This window comes from Saliphagus sp. GCM10025317, from assembly GCF_042663665.1.
Classification (GTDB): domain Archaea; phylum Halobacteriota; class Halobacteria; order Halobacteriales; family Natrialbaceae; genus Natronosalvus.
The window spans coordinates 1,053,325-1,075,778 of the sequence record NZ_JBHTAQ010000005.1 but is presented as its reverse complement, the minus strand read 5'-3'; the positions used below and the strand labels follow the sequence as shown (position 1 = coordinate 1,075,778).

At 64.7% G+C, this 22,454-nt stretch carries 24 protein-coding genes; 9 read left to right on the top strand and 15 right to left on the bottom strand.

Annotated features, from left to right (window positions below):
* Positions 1 to 62 precede the first annotated feature (62 nt).
* Positions 63 to 917 (bottom strand): polymer-forming cytoskeletal protein, encoded by an 855-nt coding sequence (locus tag ACFQS4_RS07340; protein WP_497902988.1) that lies wholly within the window; start codon positions 915 to 917, stop codon positions 63 to 65.
* Between the two features lie 122 nt (positions 918 to 1,039).
* Here ACFQS4_RS07340 and ACFQS4_RS07335 point away from each other — a divergent pair, with 122 nt between their 5' ends.
* Complete coding sequence (locus ACFQS4_RS07335; protein ID WP_497902987.1) at positions 1,040 to 2,578, top strand: outer membrane protein assembly factor BamB family protein; 1,539 nt, start codon at positions 1,040 to 1,042, stop codon at positions 2,576 to 2,578.
* 133 nt (positions 2,579 to 2,711) lie between these two features.
* Positions 2,712 to 2,906 carry a DUF5800 family protein gene (locus tag ACFQS4_RS07330; protein ID WP_497902986.1) on the top strand — a complete coding sequence of 65 codons (195 nt, stop codon included), beginning with the start codon at positions 2,712 to 2,714 and terminating at the stop codon, positions 2,904 to 2,906.
* Between the two features lie 39 nt (positions 2,907 to 2,945).
* Here the strand turns inward: ACFQS4_RS07330 and ACFQS4_RS07325 are convergent, their stop codons facing one another.
* From ACFQS4_RS07325 to ACFQS4_RS07315, 3 genes are all read right to left on the bottom strand, one after another.
* A complete protein-coding gene (locus tag ACFQS4_RS07325) occupies positions 2,946 to 3,527 on the bottom strand; it encodes an NUDIX domain-containing protein (RefSeq protein WP_497902985.1) in 582 nt (193 codons plus the stop codon).
* Between the two features lie 196 nt (positions 3,528 to 3,723).
* Positions 3,724 to 4,017: a HalOD1 output domain-containing protein gene (locus ACFQS4_RS07320; protein ID WP_497902984.1), complete on the bottom strand. Its 294-nt coding sequence runs from the start codon at positions 4,015 to 4,017 to the stop codon at positions 3,724 to 3,726.
* Entirely contained in the window at positions 4,014 to 4,343 is a 330-nt protein-coding gene (locus ACFQS4_RS07315) for a DUF7344 domain-containing protein (RefSeq protein WP_497903165.1), read from the bottom strand. The genes ACFQS4_RS07320 and ACFQS4_RS07315 overlap by 4 nt, the downstream gene beginning before the upstream one ends.
* A gap of 963 nt (positions 4,344 to 5,306) precedes the next feature.
* Between ACFQS4_RS07315 and ACFQS4_RS07310 the strand changes: the two genes are divergently transcribed.
* Entirely contained in the window at positions 5,307 to 5,975 is a 669-nt protein-coding gene (locus ACFQS4_RS07310) for a helix-turn-helix domain-containing protein (RefSeq protein WP_497902983.1), read from the top strand.
* A gap of 345 nt (positions 5,976 to 6,320) precedes the next feature.
* On the opposite strand, the gene nucS is transcribed toward ACFQS4_RS07310, so the two are convergent.
* Positions 6,321 to 7,082 (bottom strand): endonuclease NucS, encoded by a 762-nt coding sequence (gene nucS, locus ACFQS4_RS07305; RefSeq protein ID WP_497902982.1) that lies wholly within the window; start codon positions 7,080 to 7,082, stop codon positions 6,321 to 6,323.
* Positions 7,083 to 7,230: 148 nt separating this feature from the next.
* Here nucS and ACFQS4_RS07300 point away from each other — a divergent pair, with 148 nt between their 5' ends.
* Positions 7,231 to 7,827, top strand: coding sequence for a hypothetical protein (locus ACFQS4_RS07300; protein ID WP_497902981.1), 597 nt, complete (start codon positions 7,231 to 7,233; stop codon positions 7,825 to 7,827).
* Positions 7,828 to 7,877: 50 nt separating this feature from the next.
* On the opposite strand, the gene ACFQS4_RS07295 is transcribed toward ACFQS4_RS07300, so the two are convergent.
* Positions 7,878 to 8,357: a DUF7984 family protein gene (locus tag ACFQS4_RS07295; RefSeq protein WP_497903164.1), complete on the bottom strand. Its 480-nt coding sequence runs from the start codon at positions 8,355 to 8,357 to the stop codon at positions 7,878 to 7,880.
* 404 nt (positions 8,358 to 8,761) lie between these two features.
* Between ACFQS4_RS07295 and ACFQS4_RS07290 the strand changes: the two genes are divergently transcribed.
* Entirely contained in the window at positions 8,762 to 10,705 is a 1,944-nt protein-coding gene (locus ACFQS4_RS07290) for a beta-CASP ribonuclease aCPSF1 (protein ID WP_497902980.1), read from the top strand.
* 124 nt (positions 10,706 to 10,829) lie between these two features.
* On the top strand, positions 10,830 to 11,309 hold the full coding sequence (locus ACFQS4_RS07285) for a DUF8130 domain-containing protein (protein WP_497902979.1): 480 nt from the start codon (positions 10,830 to 10,832) through the stop codon (positions 11,307 to 11,309).
* Positions 11,310 to 11,453: 144 nt separating this feature from the next.
* Here the strand turns inward: ACFQS4_RS07285 and ACFQS4_RS07280 are convergent, their stop codons facing one another.
* A complete protein-coding gene (locus ACFQS4_RS07280; protein ID WP_497902978.1) occupies positions 11,454 to 12,206 on the bottom strand; it encodes a glycosyltransferase family 2 protein in 753 nt (250 codons plus the stop codon).
* Between the two features lie 145 nt (positions 12,207 to 12,351).
* Between ACFQS4_RS07280 and ACFQS4_RS07275 the strand changes: the two genes are divergently transcribed.
* The gene (locus ACFQS4_RS07275) at positions 12,352 to 13,320 is read left to right on the top strand and encodes a beta-ribofuranosylaminobenzene 5'-phosphate synthase family protein (protein ID WP_497902977.1); all 969 of its coding nucleotides are present in this window, start codon (positions 12,352 to 12,354) and stop codon (positions 13,318 to 13,320) included.
* Positions 13,321 to 13,373: 53 nt separating this feature from the next.
* On the opposite strand, the gene ACFQS4_RS07270 is transcribed toward ACFQS4_RS07275, so the two are convergent.
* Positions 13,374 to 15,110, bottom strand: a complete 1,737-nt coding sequence (locus tag ACFQS4_RS07270; protein WP_497902976.1) for a hypothetical protein — start codon at positions 15,108 to 15,110, stop codon at positions 13,374 to 13,376.
* 148 nt (positions 15,111 to 15,258) lie between these two features.
* Between ACFQS4_RS07270 and dph5 the strand changes: the two genes are divergently transcribed.
* Together dph5 and ACFQS4_RS07260 are read left to right on the top strand one after the other, a co-directional pair.
* Positions 15,259 to 16,032: a diphthine synthase gene (dph5, locus tag ACFQS4_RS07265; RefSeq protein ID WP_497902975.1), complete on the top strand. Its 774-nt coding sequence runs from the start codon at positions 15,259 to 15,261 to the stop codon at positions 16,030 to 16,032.
* A 9-nt stretch (positions 16,033 to 16,041) separates the two neighbouring features.
* Complete coding sequence (locus ACFQS4_RS07260) at positions 16,042 to 16,650, top strand: GrpB family protein (RefSeq protein ID WP_497902974.1); 609 nt, start codon at positions 16,042 to 16,044, stop codon at positions 16,648 to 16,650.
* 15 nt (positions 16,651 to 16,665) lie between these two features.
* Here the strand turns inward: ACFQS4_RS07260 and ACFQS4_RS07255 are convergent, their stop codons facing one another.
* The 7 genes from ACFQS4_RS07255 to glpR are packed head-to-tail and all read right to left on the bottom strand — an operon-like array spanning position 16,666 to position 22,416.
* The gene (locus ACFQS4_RS07255; RefSeq protein ID WP_497902973.1) at positions 16,666 to 17,112 is read right to left on the bottom strand and encodes a PTS fructose transporter subunit IIB; all 447 of its coding nucleotides are present in this window, start codon (positions 17,110 to 17,112) and stop codon (positions 16,666 to 16,668) included.
* 3 nt (positions 17,113 to 17,115) lie between these two features.
* Positions 17,116 to 18,825, bottom strand: coding sequence for a phosphoenolpyruvate--protein phosphotransferase (ptsP, locus tag ACFQS4_RS07250; protein ID WP_497902972.1), 1,710 nt, complete (start codon positions 18,823 to 18,825; stop codon positions 17,116 to 17,118).
* Positions 18,826 to 18,842: 17 nt separating this feature from the next.
* Positions 18,843 to 19,115, bottom strand: coding sequence for an HPr family phosphocarrier protein (locus tag ACFQS4_RS07245; RefSeq protein WP_497902971.1), 273 nt, complete (start codon positions 19,113 to 19,115; stop codon positions 18,843 to 18,845).
* Positions 19,115 to 19,579, bottom strand: coding sequence for a PTS sugar transporter subunit IIA (locus ACFQS4_RS07240; protein WP_497902970.1), 465 nt, complete (start codon positions 19,577 to 19,579; stop codon positions 19,115 to 19,117). Before ACFQS4_RS07240 ends, ACFQS4_RS07245 begins: the two co-directional genes overlap by 1 nt.
* Before the next feature lie 24 nt (positions 19,580 to 19,603).
* Entirely contained in the window at positions 19,604 to 20,725 is a 1,122-nt protein-coding gene (locus ACFQS4_RS07235; RefSeq protein ID WP_497902969.1) for a fructose-specific PTS transporter subunit EIIC, read from the bottom strand.
* A 24-nt stretch (positions 20,726 to 20,749) separates the two neighbouring features.
* Positions 20,750 to 21,658, bottom strand: a complete 909-nt coding sequence (gene pfkB, locus ACFQS4_RS07230; protein ID WP_497902968.1) for a 1-phosphofructokinase — start codon at positions 21,656 to 21,658, stop codon at positions 20,750 to 20,752.
* A complete protein-coding gene (gene glpR, locus ACFQS4_RS07225) occupies positions 21,655 to 22,416 on the bottom strand; it encodes an HTH-type transcriptional regulator GlpR (protein ID WP_497902967.1) in 762 nt (253 codons plus the stop codon). Before glpR ends, pfkB begins: the two co-directional genes overlap by 4 nt.
* Positions 22,417 to 22,454: the final 38 nt, after the last annotated feature.

Sequence of the window (22,454 nt, the reverse complement as noted above, 5' to 3'; positions counted from 1 at the left end):
AGAACGATCACACGACGGTCGCCAGACCGGGATTCGCGAGCCATCGATGCCACTTGAGCGCGCTACTCGAGGTCGCGCTCCGTCGTCCGCATCGTGATCTCGCCGCTGGCCCGAATCGAACCGTCGACCTCCGCGCCGGGACCGAGTTCGAGGTCCGAACAGGAGACGTCACCCAGCACGCGAACGTTGGGACCGAGCGCGACGGCGCCGTCTCGCGTCGTCACGTCGCCGTGAATACGGGTTCCCTCGCCGACCGCGATGTCGCCTCGAGCCCGGAGGCTGCCGAAGACGTTGCCGTCAGTACCAACGGAAATCGTCTCCGCGCGGACGTTCCCGTGAAGTCGACAGTCGTCGCCGATCCGGGCTGGCGTCGAGACCCGCCAGGCGTCGTCGCTGACGGTCGCGTTCCGCGGGATGACGAGCGGCTCGGTTTCGGGTTCGGCGTCGTCGTCGACGACCTCGGAGATGAGTTGCTGGGCGGCGTCCTCCTCGCCGATCAGGAGGAGGTGTTTGAGGTACATGAACAGGAAGATGATCGTCGGCATCGGGTTGCGGATAACGATCCAGCCGTTGGCCTCGAAGCCCTCCTCGATGTCGACGTCGTCGCCGATGTCGAGGTCGCCCGCGACCTTGAGTTCGCCGCCGACGTGGACGCGTTCACCGAGGTAGGCGTCCTCGCCGACGAGGACGTTGTCGGCCACTTCACACCACATGTCGAGCCGACAGTCACCCTCGGCTTCGATCGATCCGCCGAACTCGGCACCCTCGCCGGCGAGGACGTTTCGTCCGCGAACGCCGAACTCGACCGTCGACCGACCGCCGACGAGTACGTCGCCGCCGGTTACGAGGTCGTGCTCCTCGGCTTCCGTCCCAGTCGGCACGACGAGTTCGTCGAGCGGATCGCTACTGAACGCCACACTCTGAGCAAATGTGACCCCCGGGTAATAAACCCCGCGCGAGCGTCTGACGTGCGGCAGACGAGTCCTCGATTCGTCACCGGGCCAGTAGATTTTTGCCCGTAATCTGAAATGTACGTGCCATGGAGACGCCACTTTCTCGTCGTTCGTACGTGGCACTAGCGGGTGCGACCGGCCTGTCGGCTTTCGGCGGGTGCGCAGAAACCAACGCTCGACCCGAAAGCGGCCGGGACGCTGGTTCTGACGGCGAAGGCGAAGTAGAAGACGGGAACTCCGAGACCAACTCGAACGCGTTGGACGACGCCGCATCGACGTTCGCCGACGGTTGGTCGACGTTTCGAGGCGACGCGGCGAGGACCGGCGTCAGGCCCGGCGAGGCGGGCCCAGGCGATTCGGTTTCGGTCTCCTGGGAACTGACGACAGCGGCCCTCGTCGCCGATCTGGAGGGGATCGACGCACCGAGCGAGACGAGCGCTCCGAGGTCAATCGCCACGTCCTCACCGATCCTGACCGTAGAACACGTCGTCTGGACGGTCGCGTACGACTTCGATCCCGAAACGGGCGATCGTGAGGGCACTATTCGCCTGCTCGCGGCAACTCGAGGCGGCGGGGAGATCGCCTGGTCGCAGGAAGCGGGAAAGGAAGACGAGGTCAGTTACTTCCGCCACGCCCCGGCAATCGACGGCAGCGCGCTGTACGTACCCTTCTCGAGTGAGGGCGACATCGGAATCGCCGTGTTCGACCCGATGACTGGCGAGCAATGGGATCGGTTCGAGTTCGGCCTGTCCCCCACCGCCGGTCACCCGCTCGTAGTCGACGGCACGATTTACGTCCGCGACGGCGGAGATCGTCGGGGAAAACTCCGGGCATTCGACGCCGAGACCGGGCGGTCACTGTGGTCCGTCGAATGTGCCCACCCCGACGCGGCCCGACCCGGGCTCACCGCGACCGAAGGCACGATCCAGTACTTTTCGCGGGCCAATCCCGACGAGTGCGAGTACGTCGCTCGAGCGCGGTCGGACGGCGCCGAACGGTGGCGAGCGCCAATCGACCTCCCGGCCTCTCGCGTCCTGAGGCCGGGTTCGCCGACCGTTCTCTCGTCGCCGACGGTCGTCGGCGGCTCAGCCTACGCGAGCGGGACGCTCGACGCGATGCTCCAGCGAGATACCGCACCGCTCGTCTCGTTCGACCCGGAGACCGGGGAAGAGCGCTGGCAGTACGAACCGTCAGGCCTCGAGAGCGATGACGATCCGACAGTGGGGCCAAACACTCCCCAGAAAGTAATCGACCAGCTACCGCCGTTCGCCGCGATATACGGATACCCGGTGATCGTCGACGGCCTCGCGGTGGTAACGGGCTACGGAGACCCGGCCGATGGATCGAACGAAAACGGAAGCGAGACCGGGAGTTACGTGTTCGCCGTCGATACCGACGACGGATCGCTCGCGTGGACGCTCGCGATCGATGCGCCGTCGTTCTCCCCCGTCGCGGCCGGCAACGTCGTTTACGTGTCCACCGACGAAGGCGTGGTCGCCGTTTCCACGAGTGGGGAACGTCTCGACTCGGCCTCGATCGGATTGCCCGTCGTCGGCCAATCGCCCGCCATAGGTGGCGGCACGCTGTTCGTGCCAACGATAGAGGGACTGGTAGCCCTCGAGTGAGTCGAAACCGGCCACGTTGGGCCTCGATCCGCGGTTTCAAGAAACGATATCGAGAAGCGGACCAGCGTACTCGGCCCTCGGCCGTGATTCGCGGTTCGCATCTTTTTTGCTCGCGCGTCGCTTCGATGGCGGCATGACCACGCTCGCGTTCGACGATGCTGGCGTCGACGTCGTCTACGAAGGAACCAAGTTTCGCCTCGAGCGCGCCCTCATCGAGGAAGCCGTCGGGAAACCCTACCCCGACGTGACCGACCACGAGGTGTTGCAGATGGTGGCCGAACAGCCGAACCTGCAGGGCGAACCGCGGCGAATCGCCGACATCATCTGAACCCAATTAGCGCGAAGCGTTCAACCACATCTCGATCCGTCAGCGGGAGGCATGCGACTGCAGCTCGAGCGCCGACCTGGCCTCCCGCAGAAGCCAGGGCAGACTCTCGTCACCGAACCGATCCACGTGTGACTCCCGGAGGACGGACGCCGAGGATTCGAACTCGTCAGGGGTGAAAAAGCGGGCGTCCGTCGCGTCCGACCCGGCCTCGAGCGTCCCGCTCGTCTTCGACCGGGGGACGGCGTACTCGACGTTGACCATGTGCTGGTCCGGAACCGGCTCTCCCGCTTCGTCGTGGACGTAGACTAGATCGTCGGGGTCGACGACGAGCCCGGTTTCCTCCTCGAGTTCGCGGGCAACGCCCTCCCGCATCGACTCGCCGAGTTCGATTCGACCGGACGGCAGTTTCCACTCTCCGGTGGCGCGAAAGTCCTCGACCAGGAGCAGGGCGTCGCCGTCGATGACGACGGCGCTCCCGCCCGGCGTGGGGTTGTAGAAGACGTAGTCGTCGCACGACTCGCAGCGGTAGACCATCGGCGTCTCGACCCTCGAATGCATCGGCGAATCGACGCCCTCGACCGGCGACCCGCAGTAGGGGCAGTACGACGGAGGTTGATTCATGGCAATACGTGTCATTCTGTAGCATTGTAATGCTTCCGTCGGATCGTTTGTGATGAATTACTCGACCTGGGTTATTCTGTGTTGATTTTTGCGATTACAACTACTGAGATGTTCTGCACCCTCGGATCAAAAATCACGGCAGTGGCCGTCTATCCGACACTGCCCCCAGAGCCCGTTCTGGACCAGCCTCGGCCACTTATTCGACTGATCGGCCCGTGACGCGAATCTCGACCCCGCCATTCCCCCAGAGTTCGACCTTAACCCCGTCGGTGCCGAACGTCACGGTCGTTCTCGACGGTGCGTCGTGGCGAAAGAGGGAATTGAGCGCGTCAGCGTCTATGTCTTCGTAGAGGACGAAATCCGCTCGCAAGAGGTCTTCCCCCTTATAGTCCTCGATGGCGTCGAGCACCGCTTCGGTCAACGAGCGATCCTGATCAGGGGTGAACCATTCCCGTGTCTGGCTCGTTTGCCTGGGCTTGTCTTGCGTCATGTGCTACTCACTCCTCCATGGCAGTTGGTGGAACCGGACTCGGAGAAGCGCCCCGCTATCTGTTCGAGTTGCGAGTGACCGTGATATCGGACCGTTTTGGTCCGCCTGTTGTAGTCAACGAGTCCAGCGTCGTCCAGTTTGGGGAGTGCAGCGTGGTGGAGCCGGATTGCAACCTGCGTCTCGTCTGCGTGGTCACGTCGGGCGAGCGCAATTGCAAGGTCATCGACGGTGGCGTGGTCTTCGGACGCATTTTTGAAGTACTCGATGACAAAACGAGAGTGCCGATTGGCGAGCGCGAGGAGGAGCGTATCTCTTCTGGGAATCATTGGCGAGGAGTCGGTTTCCGTGAACATGGTGTACTTAACTCTGAAGTGACCGCTCCAGGTGAGACTTCATTTTGGTTATACAACTTCTTTATATAGCATCGAGTCCAGGTCTTCAACACAGTGAGGGGATTACCGAGGATTCTCCGTGTCCCCCGCTGAAGTCGAAAGGCAGTTTGCCTGCTGTGAGGTCCCGGTTGCTGCTTGTGCGTACGTGTTGTGAGTGGATGGTTCACCGGGTTCGGCGTGAAACAAACGAAGTCGTCGTGCTGAATGGACCCTCTGTATACTGCACGACGCTTCTGACAACGATTCGGTAATTAGTCGAGTCTCTACAAGATACAGAGCACGAATGATGCACGACATTTGGCTCAATCTGCGAAGACGGTGATCGCTCAGTACAGATAATAGACGTAACGCCAGTTCAGAAGAATAGAGAGTCTGCCCTGTAACCCAGATAATCACACCAAGGATAAGTTACTGTAGCCTGTGGTGAAACCATGAACTATTCTGTAGAACATGAGTATCCGTTTCTATCCCCTCAAGCAACTATCGAATGTACCGACTGTCAAAGTGAGGATGGGAAAGTGACTAAAGTAACATATGAGACTGGGAAGATCTATTGGGCATTCGTTTGCGAGGACTGCATCAGAGAGTACGTTATGAGTTCGAATATTGCTGAAATCGACCGTGTACGGCTATCGTGAGATTTGGTCTGTAAGCGTTCGTATGTAGTGATTGGTCTCTTCCTGAAACGGCGAAATAAATGGGCTGGCCGTACTGCATACACCCTTTGAGTCGCTCATGTCGTTTTTGAAAGGAGCCAGGCAATTCATTTGGTATGTGCAGAACTCAGGGCGCGTAGTTAGCACGGCGAGAGCGATCGAAGCGGATTGACGGAGTCCTTCGTCCCCTCCACATTGTTCCATGGAAGAGTTTTACAATCAGTGTGACATCGTCCGAGTCATGGCGACTGAGGCGACCTATATCGTTCCATCCGATCAGTTTCCCCTCGGCACCGTCTTCGCACAACTCCCGGACGTGACGGTCGAACTGGAGCGACTGATTCCGTCACAGGACGTGGTGATCCCCTACTTCTGGGTGCGAGGAACGGAAGTTGAGGACATCGAGGCCGCGTTTGATGCCCATTCGGGCGTGAGGGACATCCAGCTCGTTGATTCCGTCGATGGCGAGTATCTCCTGCGTGTCGAGTGGTCGCTCGAGTACGACGACGTGCTGAGCGTGCTGACCGAGACCGGCGTTCCGCTCATCAAAGCGACCGGCACGAACCAGCAGTGGACGTTCGACATTCGCGGGGACACGCGAAGCGATCTTGCAACCTTTCAATCTCGCTGTCGAGAGTTAGACATCCCGGTCACGCTGACGAAACTGCACGCCCTGACGCCGGTCGAAACCGAAACCGAGTCAGCACTCACTGACAAACAACAAGACACACTGGTACTCGCCTACGAGCGTGGGTACTTCGAATCCCCGCGCGAAGTGACGATGGAAGAACTCGGTAACGAACTCGGCATCTCTCAGCAGGCCATCGCATCTCGGCTCCGCCGGGGGATGAAACACATCCTCGAGAGCACCCTCCCCGAAACGATGGAGTCCAACCGACGACCCGTTTAAAAATACATTGTATACCCAAAAGCAGTACTGACGGCATTACCTGTCGAAGAAGGAATAACTCATGCCCAATGGAAAGAGCAAACGGACAGCCGTCACGTGTCTCAATTGCGGATCTGCCTATGCTGCGAAGCAATGGCCTGACGGCACGGCACAACCGATCGGGGCGAGAAACGGTTGTCAATGCGGGTCAACCGAATTTCAGGCCGTCGAAAAGACGAGTACTACGGGATTCCGTGAGAACTGAATTGACGGACGAGTGGGCTACTGAGCAAGTCTTTCACACAAAACCGTCTCTGGGGACTGGGTTGCAACAGTGACCTGGTATTCGCTATCGGTGTAACCGAATCAGTCCGCCGTCGGCTCGAGCGCGACGAACTCGAGGCCGTGTTGCTCGAGGAGCCGCCCTGCCCGACCGGTTACCGAGGGCGCGACGAGTATCCCCCGCAACTCGGCCTCGGTGTGGAGGTCGCGAGAGAGGGCGTCGACGTACCGGCGGAGCTGTCCGACGGCGTCCGGGCCGACGCGCCGCCGCTTGAGTTCGACGACCACCGTGCGTCCCGCGTCGTCTTCCCCGTAGATGTCCACGGCCCCGGCGGGCGTCTCGCGCTCGGTCGCCAGCGGCGTGAATCCGGGCTCGAGCAGGGCGGGATCCTCGAGGATGCGATCACGGAGGTCGGCCTCGGTGCCGATCACGGCGACGGAGTCGGGGTCGGACATCGCGAACGTCGACACCTGGAGGACGTCCTCGACGGTGACGACGAGTTCCTCCGCGGGCGTCGAGCGCGTACTGTGGAGGACGAGCGCGTCGTCTACGACCTGGACGGCGTGCTCACAACCCGGCGGCTGCCAGTTGATCGGCTGCTGGCCCTCCGCGGTATGAACGAGTGCGGCGCCATCGGGCTTGAGCATGACGTGACGATCGCCGGCCTCGAGTCGGCTGGCCGCCCGGCCCTCGTAGTCGACCGTACAGCGCCCGAAGACGGTCACGAGGGCGTCGTCCTCGAGGCCCCGCTGGACGGCGTCTCGAGCGGTCGCGAGGGAGGGAGACTCGAGGCTGGTGACGGGGGATCGTCGCGTCACGGAGTGGGGGTCGCTGTCGGTCGTCATGGCGAGGTCGGTGGCTCGGACAGGTGCTTTCGAGGGGGAGAGCGCACGTGTCGATCCAGGACTCGAACGAGTAAAAACCGCCCGGAACGGGGCTCCGTCTCGCGATAGCCAAGGCTTATTGGCGGCCAGGCCTCGAAACTAAGGCACGATGGATGCTGCCCCCAATCGACGACGGGTCCTCCAGGCGACCGGCGTAGCCGGTCTCGCCTCGCTGGCCGGTTGCAGTCAGCTTCGCTCCCAGGACGACTCACCGGCGGACGGCAACGAGACGAACGACACCGGCGACTCGAACGACACCGAGTACTCGAACAAGGAGCCGACGATCGACCCAGAAGACGGCATCGCCGCGGTCGTCGAACCGAGCGAGGAGGGGCAGGCCGAACTCGCCGCCCTCCGGCAGGAACTCGGGACGAAGATACAGGACGACGAGATCAGCCAGCAGGAAGCCCAGGCCCAGTTGCAACAACGACAGCTGGAACTCACGATCGAAGCCGTCACCGAGTTCGAATCGTACGTCGCAGACGCCGAGGGGCTCTCCGTCGCCGGCAGCATCGGCGAGTACGGGCTGATCCTGCTCGAGGGCGACGACGGCCCGCTCGTCGCCACGCTCGAGGACGATGCCGTCAGCGCGCTCTTGCCTGGCGGTCGGTTCGCAGAGGTGCAGAGCCAGCAGGTACAGCAAGGTCAACAGGGTCAGCAAGATCAGCAGGACCAACAAGAGAACTCGTCCGAAAACTCGTCCTGATAGCGTTCTGAACGCGTTTATCGTCGTAGACCGAGCGTAGCGATACGCGTCTATCGCACGCTGAACGGACTCTCGCGCTCCACCCACGGCCAACCCGGTAGTCGCTCCTGAAAGCCGGCCGCGAGCGCCGCCTCGAGGTCGTCGACGCCCGCATTTTCGTCGCCACCGTGGTGGTGGACGTCCGCGTAGTGGAACGTGGCCTCCCCGAGTGTCCGGAGCGGTTGTGTTCCGGCGATCGCGCCCGCGAGTTCTCGGCCGACGATTTCGTCGAGAACGAATCCCGGGTAGTCGCCCTCGACGTCGAGTTCCCTGAGGACGGCGATCATGCCGGCAACGTTGACCGCGAGGTCGCCGTCGGCGAAGACGTCGTCGACTGCCTCGAGGTACTGCGCCTCGGTGACGGGCTCGACATCGGTGTCGAAGAGGTCGCTAAAATCGTCTCGAACGGCGTTGATGAGCGAGACGACGGTCTCCGCGCGATCCCGTACCCAGTCGCGCTCGGCGACGACGCGCTCCGGTGTCAACGTCAGCGTGTCCATACCGACCCTACGGACTCGAGTGTCGTGGGTGTTCGGGCGGTCGGGGCGACGGGTCGAACCGCCCGGGTTGCGAAGACTTTTATACTACGCACCGGATAGGCTCCGATAAGCGGGTTCTTCCTGGAATCTTCCCGCACGAACCAGGCTAACCGACCTGGGAGCGTGCTCGTCACAGCACGACACCGGACACTCGAGACGATGATCCGATACGGTGGACCATTCGTACCCGAACCTGAACCGGAATCGACGAGGTCAGTTCACCCGACGGCTTCGAACCGGCCTCGTCGATTCGTGTGGGTAGACAGCGATCGACCGGTCACCCGCATCTGGTCCCGTGTCCTCGCCGTGACGGCACCTGCCCGGCGACGAGTTCACGCAAGCCACCTCTGGCGACTATGAGTACTGTAGAGCAGCAACTCGACGATTTGAAAGCAGAGATCACGAGCGAGTTACCGAACGACATCTCGGTCTCCTCGGTGAAATACGAAGGCCCCGAACTGGTGGTCTACACGCGCGATCCGAAGAAATTCGCCCGTCAGGGCGACCTCGTGCGAAAGCTCGCGAGCAAGCTTCGCAAGCGCATCACGATCCGACCCGACCCGGACGTCCTCTCCCCGCCCGACACCGCTCGAGCGAAGATCATGGACGTGATCCCGGAGGAGGCGGGCGTGACGGATCTGGACTTCCACGCCGACACGGGCGAGGTGGTCATCGAGGCCGGCAAGCCCGGTATGGTGATCGGTCGCCACGGCTCGACGCTTCGAGAGATCACGAAACAGGTCGGCTGGACGCCCGAAGTCGTCCGCACACCGCCGATCGAATCCTCGACCGTCTCGAACGTTCGCAACTTCCTCAAACAGGAGCGAAGCGACCGTCGGGACATCTTAGAGCGCGTCGGTCGACAAATCCACCGCGAGGAGATGTCCGACGACGAGTGGGTCCGCATCACGACTCTCGGGTGCTGTCGAGAGGTTGGACGCGCCTCGTTCATTCTCTCGACGCCCGAAACCCGGATCCTGATCGACTGTGGCGACAAACCCGGCGCCGAAGGCGAGGTGCCGTATCTCCACGTCCCCGAAGCGCTCGGTGCGGGCGCTCAGACGATCGACGCCGTGGTGCTCACCCACGCTCACCTCGACCACTCCGCCCTGCTCCCGCTCCTGTTCAAGTACGGCTACGACGGTCCGATCTACTGCACTGAGCCGAGCCGCGACCTCATGGGCCTCCTGCAACTCGATTACCTCGACGTTGCGGCCAAGGAGGGGCGAACCCCACCGTACGAGTCCGAACAGGTCCGCGAGGCGATCAAGCACACGATTCCGCTCGAGTACGGCGACGTCACGGACATCGCGCCGGACGTCAAACTCACCTTCCACAATGCGGGCCACATTCTCGGCTCCGCCGTCTCGCACTTCCACATCGGCGACGGCCTCTACAACGTCGCGTTCTCCGGCGACATCCACTACAAGGACACGCGCCTGTTCAACGGCGCGACCAACGACTTCCCGCGCGTGGAGACGCTCGTCCTCGAGTCGACCTACGGCGGGCGAAACGACTACCAGACCGACCAGGCCGACTCCGAGGAGAAACTCAAGAAGGTGATCAGGGAGACGGCCGAACGCGGCGGCAAGGTGCTCATCCCGGCGTTCGCGGTCGGTCGCTCCCAGGAGATCATGCTCGTCATCGAGGAGGCCATGCGCGAGGGCGACATTCCTTCGATGCCGGTCCACCTGGACGGGATGATCTGGGAGGCGACGGCGATCCACACCACCTATCCGGAGTACCTACGCGACGACCTCCGGGATCGGATCTTCCACGAGGACGAGAACCCGTTCCTCGCCGACGAGTTCAACCACATCGACGGCGGCGAAGACGAACGCCAGGACGTCGCCGACGGCGGTCCCTGCATCATCCTCTCGACGTCCGGGATGGTCACCGGCGGCCCGATCATGTCCTGGCTCTCCCACGTCGGTCCCGATCCCGACTCGACGCTCGTCTTCGTCGGCTACCAGGCCCAGGGAACGCTTGGCCGACGCATCCAGAACGGCTGGGACGAGATTCCGACGAGCGAAGTGGGAAGCAGGGGCCGAAACGGCAACGGGAACGGTCGCGGCACCCTCAAACTCAACATGGACGTCGAAACGGTCGACGGCTTCTCCGGCCACGCCGACCGCGCCGGCCTCGAGAACTTCGTTCGGACGATGAACCCCCGGCCCGAGAAGGTCCTCTGCGTCCACGGCGACGAACGCTCCGTCCAGGACCTCTCCTCGGCGCTCTACCACGAGTTCAACATGCGGACGTTCGCGCCGAAGAACCTCGAGACGTTCCGGTTCCTCTGAGTCGGCGCCCTCGAACGGCACTCGCGCCACTCGCTGCGGATAGAACGAATCGATCCCGGTACTGTCGACCGCGTCGTCTGCGATGTTTCGATATTGTTTTATAATTCTGACCATATTGTGGCGTATGAAGCGTCGGCGATATCTCTCGGCAACCGCAGCGGGTGCGGTAGCAGGCTTCAGCGGCTGTCTTTCCGTTTTCGATTACACCGTCGAACTGGCCGGGGTCGTCGGCATAAATCACGCCGAGGAACCGAAACAGCTCGAGGCCCGCGTCCTGGATGGGGATTCAGAGATTCTGACAACAGAGATAGAACTCGACGCGGCCGAACGAGGAGACGGGTACGTGCTCGCCAGTCACGAGAGCGTCGAGTGTCGATGGTCGGCCGAGGCGAAGTCGTTCACCGTCGAAGCACGAGCGGCGGGCAAGTGGCAGTCCGTCGACGTCGCGGACGAAGTCGACGGAAACTGCGCCGTCGTCGGTCTCGAATTCGGCCACCCGTTCGAACCGGACCTCCGCTTCAGAGTCGATCCGTGCGACTCGATCGATCGCTCGTCAGACCTGTTTTGTACCTTCGACGAGAGTGACGAGCATAACGGGGAGTGACGGGAGTAATGGTCGAGAGTGTCCGGACTCGAACCACTTCGAATTCCCGTTGCCGTTGGTACGGGTTCCGGCCTTCGTTTCTCAACCCGATGGTCAAGACGGTCGACGTCAGCGTTCCGCGCTCTCGAGAGTACGAGCCATGCGCTAGAAGTACGTCGCTGACGGTGACCGACCGGGTAGCAGATACGCCAGATAACCGCGAGCGTAGGTCAGGAAGAGACGCCCGTACCCCTCCCGCTCCTGTCGGCGGACGGACGTCCTGACCGCACACTCCCGGTCGTAGACTACCTCGCCCTCTCGACGGAGGCGCAGGGAGAGATCTGTGTCCTCGAGAAACGGGAGCGACTCGTCGAAGCCGCCTACCCGTTCGAAGGCCGTCCGACGCACGCTACAGTTGGGCCCAGGCTGCTGGACGAATCCAAGCGGCCAACTGAGTCGATACCACCAGTCCGAGAGGAGCCGAAAGCAGACACGGTGGCGAAGGCCGGGCTCGAGCGGCTCGAGCGGTCCGCCGACGCCCACTACGGTGGATTTCGTCGCTACCGAGTAGTGACGGCAGTGGTCGCGTACCCACGTCGGCGGAACGACGGTGTCTGCGTCGGTGAAACAGAGCACGTCGCCGGTCGCTCGTCTCGCACCGCGGTTTCGTGCGTGGGCCGGCCCTGGGGCCGTCTTTTCGGCCCCATTCCTGGACTCCTCGGATCGGCTCCCGAACTCGTCGCGAAGTACGCGGTCGACGACGGCGTGCCCGCGAGCGACGGCAATCGTCTCCGCCCCGTTCGCGACGACGACCACCTCGAGGTCGCCGTCGAAACGCTGGGCTGACAGCGAGTCGAGCGTCGCCTCGAGTCGGACTCCTTCGGCTTTCGCGGGCACGACGACCGAGGCGCTGACCATGCACCGGACTGTCGTTTCGAGGACAAAAATCGAGGTGATTCGTCCCTCGAGACCGCAGTCATGGATTCGGAACGACGGAGGCGGATCATCGGCGACCGTTGCCACCGTCGCAACCCCCTTTTCCGCGCGTTTCATAGGGCCAGCAATGTCGAGCGTGACCGTCAGCGCGGGTGCCCGCCTGCACTTCGGATTCCAGAACCTCTCGCTGGCCCGAGAACGCCTCTACGGCGGGATCGGAGTCGGCCTCGAGGAGCCCCGCGTGACGGTAGCGGCTGAACCAGCGGATTCCGTCCACGTCGAGGACCCGCTCGCGGAGCAGTACGCCCGGCGGGCGGTCGAGCGATTAGCCGTTCCCGGTGTTCGCCTCGCCCTCGAGGAACGGCTCCCGCGACACGTCGGGTTTGGGAGCGGGACGCAACTCGCCCTCGCCGTCCTGGCAGCGACGGCGGGAGCGTACGACCTCGAGCCGTCGATTCGCGACCTGGCACCGGCGCTCGGACGGGCCGGGCGGAGCGGGATTGGCGTCGCGACGTTCGAGGACGGCGGGTTCGTCGTCGACGCGGGCCACCCGACGGGCCGGTTCACCACCGAGCCGCCGGCCGAGGGCGACTGGACGGTTCCGCCCGTCGTCGCCAGACACGACCTCCCCGACTCCTGGCGGTTTCTGGTCGTCGTCCCGGACGTCGAACCCGGCCGTTGCGGCGAGGACGAGGACGCCAGCCTCCGCTCGGTCATCGAACACGCCGATCCGGGAATCGCCGACGACATCGCCGGCGTCCTCACGCGAAAACTGCTCCCAGCGGCCGCGGAAGGCCGACTCGAGGCCTTTGGCGAGGCGATCTCGACCATCGGCCACAAGAACGGTGCCTGGTACGCCGACGTCCAGGGCGGCGTCTTTCGCCCGCCCGCGGGCGAACTCGTCGACGCACTGGCCTCGAGTCCGGTCGTCACCGGCGTCGGACAATCGTCCTGGGGACCGACCGTCTACGGCGTCACCGACGACCGACACGCCGACGAGGCCGTCGCCGCGGCGAGGGACGCACTCGAGGGGACGGGCGTCGAGGGACGAGTTCTCGTCTCGCGGGCGACGACCGAAGGCGCGACTCGAGAGTGATAGAGCGGGAGCGATAGCGAGGGAACGACTCGAGAGCAATAAAGAAAAAACGCTCAGTTGCCGTTGTCCGACAGGTAGAGCGTTCGGTCGATGATGCTGACGGCCCCCTGTCCCCAGCGCTGGACTGCCGCGCCGTCGGCGTCCGGCACGTCGATGACGATCTGCTGGCCGTCGATCGTCACGTCGCCGTCCGGCGTCGACTCCTGGTCCGCGAAGCTCTGGAGCTGATAGGTGAGCAAGCGCTTCGTCGACCCCGTGATGGACACCGTTTTGGGGTCGAACGTGTAGGTCAACACGGCCCCGTCGTCGGTCTCCTCGGCGGACACCTCGAAGCCGTGACTGCTCAGCGAGAGGTCCGGTTTCTCCTCGTTGAGCGTCTCGAGTGCGCGGTCGACCGGAATCTCCTCGATGTCGTCCTCGGCGGTGTCGACGTGGTCGGCGGGATCGAACGGATCGAATGCAGCGGCCGCGTCGTCCGGTGCGTCCGAATCGTCTGTTTCGTCCGGTTCGTCCGCGCCGTTCAATTCGTCCAGGTCCTCTGGTCCATCATCCACAACCTCGACACTCCCGTCGTCGCTCGCTTCGTCCAGATCGCCCGATTCTCGAGGAGCGGGCGTCTCGAGGGACGGGTCTCGTTCAGTCTCGGCCACGGCGTCGGCATCTGCAGCGACCCCTTCCGAGAAGGTGAATTCGCCTCTATCGGCGTCGGTTTCTGGAGTCGGGTCAGAATCGCTGGCGGTCGCCGTGTCGAGGTGGTCGGGTTCGACGTCGCCGTTGGCATCAGAGGACGCCTCGAGTCCGGCCCCGTCGGAGCCGTCCATCGTCGACTGTCGGACGGCTTCGGGAAAGTCGGGACTATTCGCTGGCGGGGCGGCGTAGACGGTGGATTCGTCATCGTTCGCTGTCTCCGCGTCGTCATCTCCTTCGTCCGTTGCCCTCTGCTCGTCGCCGTCGTCCGAACCCGAGTCGTCATCCTCGCTGTCTGAACTCGAGCCCTCGACGTCCGGTTCCGGGGCGCTCTCGAGTTCGCCGGCGATCTGGGGGTACCTGGCGTCGGCGATCGTATCCCGGTCGAGCGGGGTAGCGTACCACGCCGTTCGATCCGGGGACGTGATGAACCTCCCGCGGTTGCGTGCGAGCAGTGCGTCGTCGGATTCGGATTGCGCGTCCTCGGTGTCGTCGAGTTCGTCGTCGCCGTCGGCATCGCTCGCGGCATCCTTCTGCTCGTTATCCTCGCCTTCCGACTCGAACGACTTGGCACCGTCGTCGTTCGACTCGCCTACATCGTCATCCTCGGGTCCGGGCGACTGGGTAGCCGTTTCGTCGTCCGTCGTCTCGTCAATCGCCGCGGAGTCGTCCACCGCAGAGTCGTCCGCTCGAGCCTGTTCGACCTCGGACGTCGGTCCTGCCTGTTCGGCCTGGTCCTCGTGTGCGGGCTGGGGTTGTGCGTGCGCCTGGCCCGCCGGTGTCTGGTGTGGCGCCTGCTGAGGCTGCTGGGGCTGGTGAGGCTGCTGTCCCTGCTGGGCCGGACCCTGCGTCCGCCCCGAACTGATCGTCCCGCTACTCAGATGCAGCTGGGTCCCACCGCCGGAACCGTGGGAAAATCCCTCGAGGTTGTGCCCGACGTCGGTCAACCCATCGTCCAGCGTGTCCTCGAGTTTGTCGACTTTGTCACCGACGCTACGGAGGGCGAGCGAGAGGTCCCAGAGGACGACGACCGCGAAAAACAATAGCGCCAGAAAGACCGTTACAGCGACACCGCCCAGAAATTGCACGTCCATCTCGACCATACTAGTAACTACATTCGAAATCTCCTGGTCGTACCTTAGTAGTTCGGACCGTTTCAGCGGTCGACTCACCGCTCGATACGCATGGCTGTAGCGCTCGAGAACGGGCGTGACTCGAAAGCGTATTCCACCCGCCGCCAAAAGACCCGGTATGCTCACGTTCGTCGGACTCGGCCTCTACGACGAGCGGTCGATCACCGTCGAGGGCCGGGACGCCCTCCGGAACGCCGACCGTTCCTACGCCGAGTTCTACACCAGCCAGCTCGTCGGGACTACCGTCGAGTCGCTCGAGAACCACCACGGCATCGACGTCGAGGTCCGTGACCGGGCAGGGGTCGAACAACATCCGGACGACATCCTCGAGGCCGCCGAGACCGAAGACGTCGTCTTCCTCACGGCCGGGGACACCATGATCTCGACCACGCACGTCGACCTCCGATTGCGTGCTCACGAACGCGGAATCGAGACCCGCGTGATCCACGGCATCACCGCCCAGACCGCAACCAGTTCGCTCACCGGGCTCCAGAACTACCGGTTCGGGAAGGCGACGACCCTCCCGTTCCCCTACGCCCACGGCGCCGACGGGTTGCCAGCGAGCGTCACCGAGACCATCGAGGCGAACCGCGAGGCGAACCTGCACACGGTCGTCTACCTCGACATCAAAGCCGAGCGCGGCGAGTACATGACCGCCGAGGTCGCCGCCGAGTTGCTCGCCGAGAAGTACCCCGACCTGGTGGGCGTCGTCGTCGCTCGAGCCGGCAGCCCCGACCCCCTGATCGAGGCCGGGACGATGACCGACCTCGCCGAGCGGGAGTTCGGCGACCCGCTCCACCTGCTCGTGATCCCCGGCGAACTGCACCTGCTCGAGGCCGCCGCCCTCTGTGAACTGGCGGGGGCGGATCGGGACGACCTCGAGATTGCCTGATTCGCACGAATGCCGGAGTCCAGTCCCCCGAACGACTGCCCCCCGAACGACAGTCCACCACTCGGCCTCGCACGCGGGACCGTCGCCCTCGTGTCACACCACCCGGGGTGGCTCGACGCGGCCGCGGCCGAACTCGAGCGACTCGAGCAGGCGTTCGAACGTGACGGGGTCGACGACCGCGTCCTCGGGTACGAGCACGTCGGTTCGACGGCCGTCCGCGGACTCGCCGCGAAGCCGATTCTGGATCTGCTCGTCCTGGTCGCGGACTTGGAGACCGTTTCCGGTCTGCAACCGGCGCTCGAGCGCCTCGGATACGAACGGCGACCGAACGACGGCGTTCCCGACCGCGTCTTCTTCGCGAAGGGGACGGAGACCGACCGGACGCACTACCTGGCGGTTGCGCCGTGGGGGAGCGACTGTCACCGCGAGCAGGTGGTCTTCCGGGACTTTTTGTGCGAGAACCCATCCACGGCCGAGGCGTACGAGACGCTCAAGCGACGGCTCGCGGGGCGTTATTCAGATGAACGGGCAGCGTACACCGACCGAAAGGAACCGTTCGTCGAAGAGATCCTTGAGCAGGCCGTCTCGGCGGGGTACGGACTCGAGGAACGGCCCTAGCCGGACGGATCGGCACTACGAGAAGAACCGCTTCAGTCGGGCGAGCAACCCGTTCGCTCGTTCGTCGTCTCGACCCGCGGAAACGCCCCTCTCGATGGCTCCCTGGTCGGGACGAGGGGGTTCCGAGCGCCTGTCGTCGGCCCCCGTGGTTCCGTCGTTCTTCGCTACCTCGACCGCCCGTCCGAGAAGCCCTTCAGCGTCGTCGACCGCGTCTCTCACCGGCGCGGCCACGAGCGGTTTCCCGTCGAACCGGTCGCGTTCGACCGACGTGGCGGCGGCGATGATGACGGCGTCGGCCGCCCCGATCAACTCGCCCGAGAGTTCGTTCTCCGTGCCCATGGCCCCCTGGACCTCGACGTCGATCTCGTGGCCGCTCGCCTCGGCGACCCGCTCGAGGTTCTCGGCGGCCATGTGACTGTGTGCGATCCCCGTCGGGCACGCGGTGACTGCGACGAACTTCATGGGCTAGCGGTCCGCTACGTAGTCACGAACCGTAGGTTTCGTGGTCGCCTCGAGCGCGCGTTCGACGAACGACCTGGCCTCGTCCGTGTCGACGTCGGTGACGCTCGCCTTCACCTCGGGAATCGAGAGGGGAGTGACGCTGAGTTCGTCGAGGCCGAGTCCGATCAGGAGTTCGGTCAGTTCCGGATCGGCGGCCATCTCGCCGCACATCCCGATTCGAGCGCCACCCGAGTGACCCGCCCGGACCGCACGCTCGACGATCCGAAGTACCGCCGGTTCGCAGGGATCGTGGAGGTGGGCGACTCGATCGTTCTCCCGAGCAGCGGCCATAACGTACTGGGTGAGGTCGTTAGTCCCGATGCTGAGAAACTCGACGCGTTCGGCGAACGCCTCGGCGAGCAACGCCGCACTCGGCGTCTCGACCATCGCGCCCAGTTCGGGCATCGCGTAGTCGACGCCCTCCTCGGCGAGCGCCCCGGCCGCCGATTCGACCGCCGCGATCGCCGCCTCGAGTTCCCCGATCGTCGACACCATCGGGAACAACACCGACAGCGAGCCCTCGCCGATGGCCTCCGCCCGGAGCAGGGCCCGCAGTTGCGTTTCGAATCGTTCGGCGTCCGGGCCGAGTGACCGACGAATCCCGCGCTCGCCGAGGAACGAGTGCTCCGCACCGGGGCGGTCGGGGGACAAAATCGGTTTGTCGCCCCCGGCGTCGAGGGTTCGGACGACGACGCGGCCCTCGGGAAACGCGTCGAGTACCTCCGCGTAGGTCTCGACCTGTTCGTCCTCGTTCGGCGGCGTCGGTCGGTCCAGAAAGAGGAACTCGGTTCGAAAGAGCCCGATTCCATCCGCGCCACGGTTGATCGCCGCCTCGAGGCCCGAGAGCGTGCAGACGTTGGCGTCGACCGCGATCGGTTCCCCGTCGGCCGTAGATACCGGCGCCGCGCGAATCTCGACGCCCCCTCCCCCCTCGGCGCGCGCTCGCTGTTCGGCCGTCGGATCGACGGTCACCGATCCGGCGTCGCCGTCGACGAGGACGTTCGCACCGGCCTCGATCGACCGCAGTTCCTCGCCCACGTCGACGACGGCGGGTATGCCGATCGATCGGGCGAATATCGCCGAATGAGCGGTTCGTCCGCCTTCGACGGTCGCGAATCCAGCCACTCGGTCGGGGTCCAGCCGTGCGGCGTCGCTGGGCGTGAGTCGTCGAGCGAGCACCACTGCCCCGTCTAGCAACGCACCGAGGTCGACGCGATCGTCGTCAGCGAGTACCCGAAGCAATCGATCGCGAACGTCCCGGAGGTCGTCGGCCCGCTCGGCCACTGCGCCGTCCGTCTCCTGGAACTGGTCGATCGGACCCTCGAACGCTCGACGGACCGCGTGTTCGGCGGGCAGTCGATCCGCGATGGCGTCCGCGACGGCGTCCGTGATCTGCGGATCGTCGAGGAACTGCCGGTGGGCGTCGAAGACCGCCGCTTCCGCCTCGCCAATCCGTTCGGCCGTTCGCTCGCGTTCGCGCTCGAGTTCCTCGCGAGCGCGCGCTCTGGCGTCGTCGAACCGATCTCGTTCCACCGCCGGGTCGACCGTCGCCGGCTCCGGCGGTGCCTCGAGGTCGGCGGCGGAACCGGAACGGGCCCACACCGCGGTCCCGACGCCGACGAGGGGAGCAACGCCCGTCCCGTCGATCGTTCGGCGGTGGTCGTCTTCGGGCATGGTTGGAGTCTCAGGGTTCAGGTCGAACGCTTCGCTTCGGGCGTCGAGAGCACCGACTGGAGGGCGTCAAGGGCAGCCTCGGCGTCGGCCCCCTCCGCGACGATTCGAACCGCCTGGCCGCTCGGAACGCCGAGGCTCGTCACCGCGAGGACGCTCTCCGCCTCGACGAGGTCGCCGTTCGCCGGCCCGACCCGTACGTCGGCGTCGAACCCGTTCGCGGTCCGGACGAACGCCGTGGCCGGGCGGGCGTGGAGTCCGTCCTCGGGCGCCACGGTGACGATCCGTTCCATCAGGTGATCACCTCCGTGAGCGCGTTTCGGACCTCCGCGGGCGACTCGGCGTCGTGAAGGCGCTCGCGCACCTCGTCGTGTACGAGCGCACGCGAGAGCGAACTGAGCGTCGCGAGGTGGTCATCGGCCCCGCTCTCGTCGGTGGGAGCGAGCAGCATGAACAGGAGCGTCGCCGGTTCGGCGTCCGCATCGCCGAGAGGGACCCCCTCGCTCGAGCGGGTGAACGCGACCGTCGCCCGCCTGACGACCTCGGTCCTGGCGTGGAACAGGCCGACGCCCTTTCCCACTGCAGGGCTCGTCTCGGCCTCGCGGGCGAGGACGGCCTCGAGTGCGACGTCGCGGTCCGTCACGCGGCCGGCCTCGACGGCGCGGTCGAGCAGGTACTCGATGCAGCCGTACGCGTCCGGGGGTGGCTCCTGGAGCGCGATGAGCTCCGGTGTGAGTACGGCGTCGATGTCGTCCATGCGTGTAGTATACCCGGGAGGGGTTTAATCAGTCACTCTTCCCCTGTCTCTCGATCTCGCCGCACTCGAAACGGCCTCGTAGTCGGGTTTGAGGGCCGTGACGACCACGGCCGTCACGACCGTTCCGACGGCGAGACACGCCAGGAACTGGAGCCATCTATTGGCCAAAAGCACGACGAGAACCCCGCCGTGGGGCGCGGGCATCGCCACGCCGAGCCACACCGCCGTCGCGGCCGCGGTCGCGCTTCCGAGCACGGTGCTAGGGACGACCCGGGCGGGGTCGTCGGTCGCGTAGGGGATCACCCCCTCGGTGACGAACGACAGCCCCATCGCCAGCGCGGGTCTAGCGCGTTCGTAGCGCCCCCACGGATACTTCTGCGGGGCGACGACGTTGGACAGCGCGAGTCCGAGCGGCGGCACCATGCCAGCGATCATCACCGCCGCCATCGGCGCGTAAATCTGCTCGGGAATCAGCGTCACGCCGAATACGTACGCGATCTTGTTGACGGGGCCACCGCTGTCGATCGCCATCATCGCGCCCAGAACGGCCCCCAGCGCGAGCGCTTCGAGACCGGCCGCGTCGCGGGCGAGGGCCGTAAGTCGCTCCATCGCGAGCGCGAGCGGTGGCGCGAGCAAAAAGAGCACGACCGGCGCGAGTACACAGGTTACCAGGACGGGAAGCAGGAGAACCGGGACGAGCGGTTCGACGGCCTTCGGGACGTCGAGGCGAGCGAGGGCGGCGACGACGACGCCGACGAGCAGTCCGACCCCGAGCGCCCCCAGATAGCCCGCCCCCGCCTGGCCGGTCTCGATTCCGACGATACGGCCCGCCTGCTCGACGACCGCACCCTGCTGGACGAGTGCGGCCAGGACGAAACCCGGCGCGAGCGCTGGTCGATCGGCGATTCCGTAAGCCACGTACGCGCCGAGTACCGGCACCGCGAACGCGAGCCCCGCACGACCGATCTCGGCGAGAAACCACGCGAGCGTGCCCGGTCGCTCGAGCGCCCCCGCTCCTCCGGCGATGTGAGCCGCTGCGAAGAAGACGCCGCCGATGGTGACGAACGGGATCATGAAGCTCACGCCGGTCATGACGTTCCGTCGAACCGACTCGAGATGGTCTGAGAGGGCGGTCGTGACGGTCATGTTCGTGTGCGCCTCCGGCGCGGATCACCTTGTAAAGAGCGGGACGTCGGTCGAGTCCGAGCGCAGACCAGACATCTCGGGGACGGTCGTCCCCGGGACCGAAACGACCTCCGCGGCGACGGTCACGCCCATGCGGAGGGCGGCGGTGCCGGACTGCCCGCGGACGAACGTCGAGAGGACGCCCGCCAGCAGCGCGTCGCCCGCGCCCACGGTGTCGACGACGTCGGTGTCCTGGGATTCTGCCCGATAGATCCCGTCCGGTGAGGCCAGCAGCGCGCCGTCGTCGCCCAGCGATGCAACGACGTGTTCGAATCCCTCGTCGCGGAGCGCCTGTGCCGCTTCCACGCACTCCTCGACGGTGTGGACGGGCATTCCCGTCGCCGTGCCGAGTTCGCGGCGGTTGGGTTTACAGACGAAGTACTCGCTTCGAAGTCCCTTCAGCAGGTCGCCCTGGACGTCCACGACGGTCTGCCACGGTCCCGCTCGAGCGATTCGATCGATCGTCGCCGGGCCCAGGTTCGGTGGAAGGCTCCCCGCGACGACGACCATCTCGGGGTCGTGCTCGCGGACCTTCGCGACGACCTCGCGGACGGTTTCTTTCTTGACGTTGTGTCCCGATTGGTTGATCTTGTACTCCTCCTCGTCCGTGAGAATCGTCGTGTTGAGACGGGTACAGCCGCCCATCTCGACGAAATCGTTCGGCACTTTCTGTCGGACGAGTTGCTCCTCGATGTACGTCCCCAGAAAGCCGCCCGTGAGTCCGGTCGCCAGCGTCTCGATGCCGAGTCCGTAGAGGTACTTCGAGACGTTGATCCCCTTCCCGCCGGGATCGTACTGAGACATACTCGCACGCTTGACGGCGTCGGAATCGAGTTTTCCCTCGACAGTGATGGTGTGATCCACGGCCGGATTGAGAGTCACGGTGAGGATCACTCGACCACCCCGTCGACGACGTCGACGCCCGCGGCCTCGAACGGCTCGCGCTGGGCGTCGGTGAGGACCGCATCGGTCACGAACGCGTCGATCGAGGCGTAGTCAGCGAAGTGGACGAAACTCCGCCGACCGAGTTTCGACCCGTCGGAGACGAGGACGACCCGCTGGGCCTTCTCGACCATCAACGACTTCATTCGCGCTTCGTCCTCGTTCGGCGTCGTCAGCCCCGACTCGGGGTGGATAGCGTTCGTTCCGAGGAAGACGACGTCGAAGTTCGTCCGCTCGAGGAATTCCTCGCCGGTGGGCCCGACGAGCGCCCAGGTCTGCTCGCGAAGCGTGCCGCCGGTCAGCTTCACGTCGCCGTGTTCGCCCAGTTCCATCGCGATGAGCGGCGAGTTCGTCGCGGCGATAAACGCGACGTCGGGCGTGGCTTTCGCGACTTCCATGGTCGTCGTGCCGGAATCGAAGAAGACGACCTGCCCCTCGAGGACCTCCTCGGCCGCACGCCGCCCGATGGCGCGTTTCGCCTCCAGGTTCTGCACCTGTTTTTGGCTGTAAGAACGTTCCTCGGCGACGCTGGTGATCGGAAGCGCGCCTCCGTGAGAGCGTTCGATCAGCCCGTCGGACTCGAGGTCCTGCAGGTCGCGACGGATCGTCGCCTCGGAGACGCCGAGTTCCTCGGCGAGTTCGGTAACGGTCTGTCCGTTCTCCTGGGAGACGACGTTGACGATTTCGCGTTTCCGTTGTTTGGGCAGCATGATTCGGGCGGGGGTAACGGTACTCGTTGGTTGAGTGT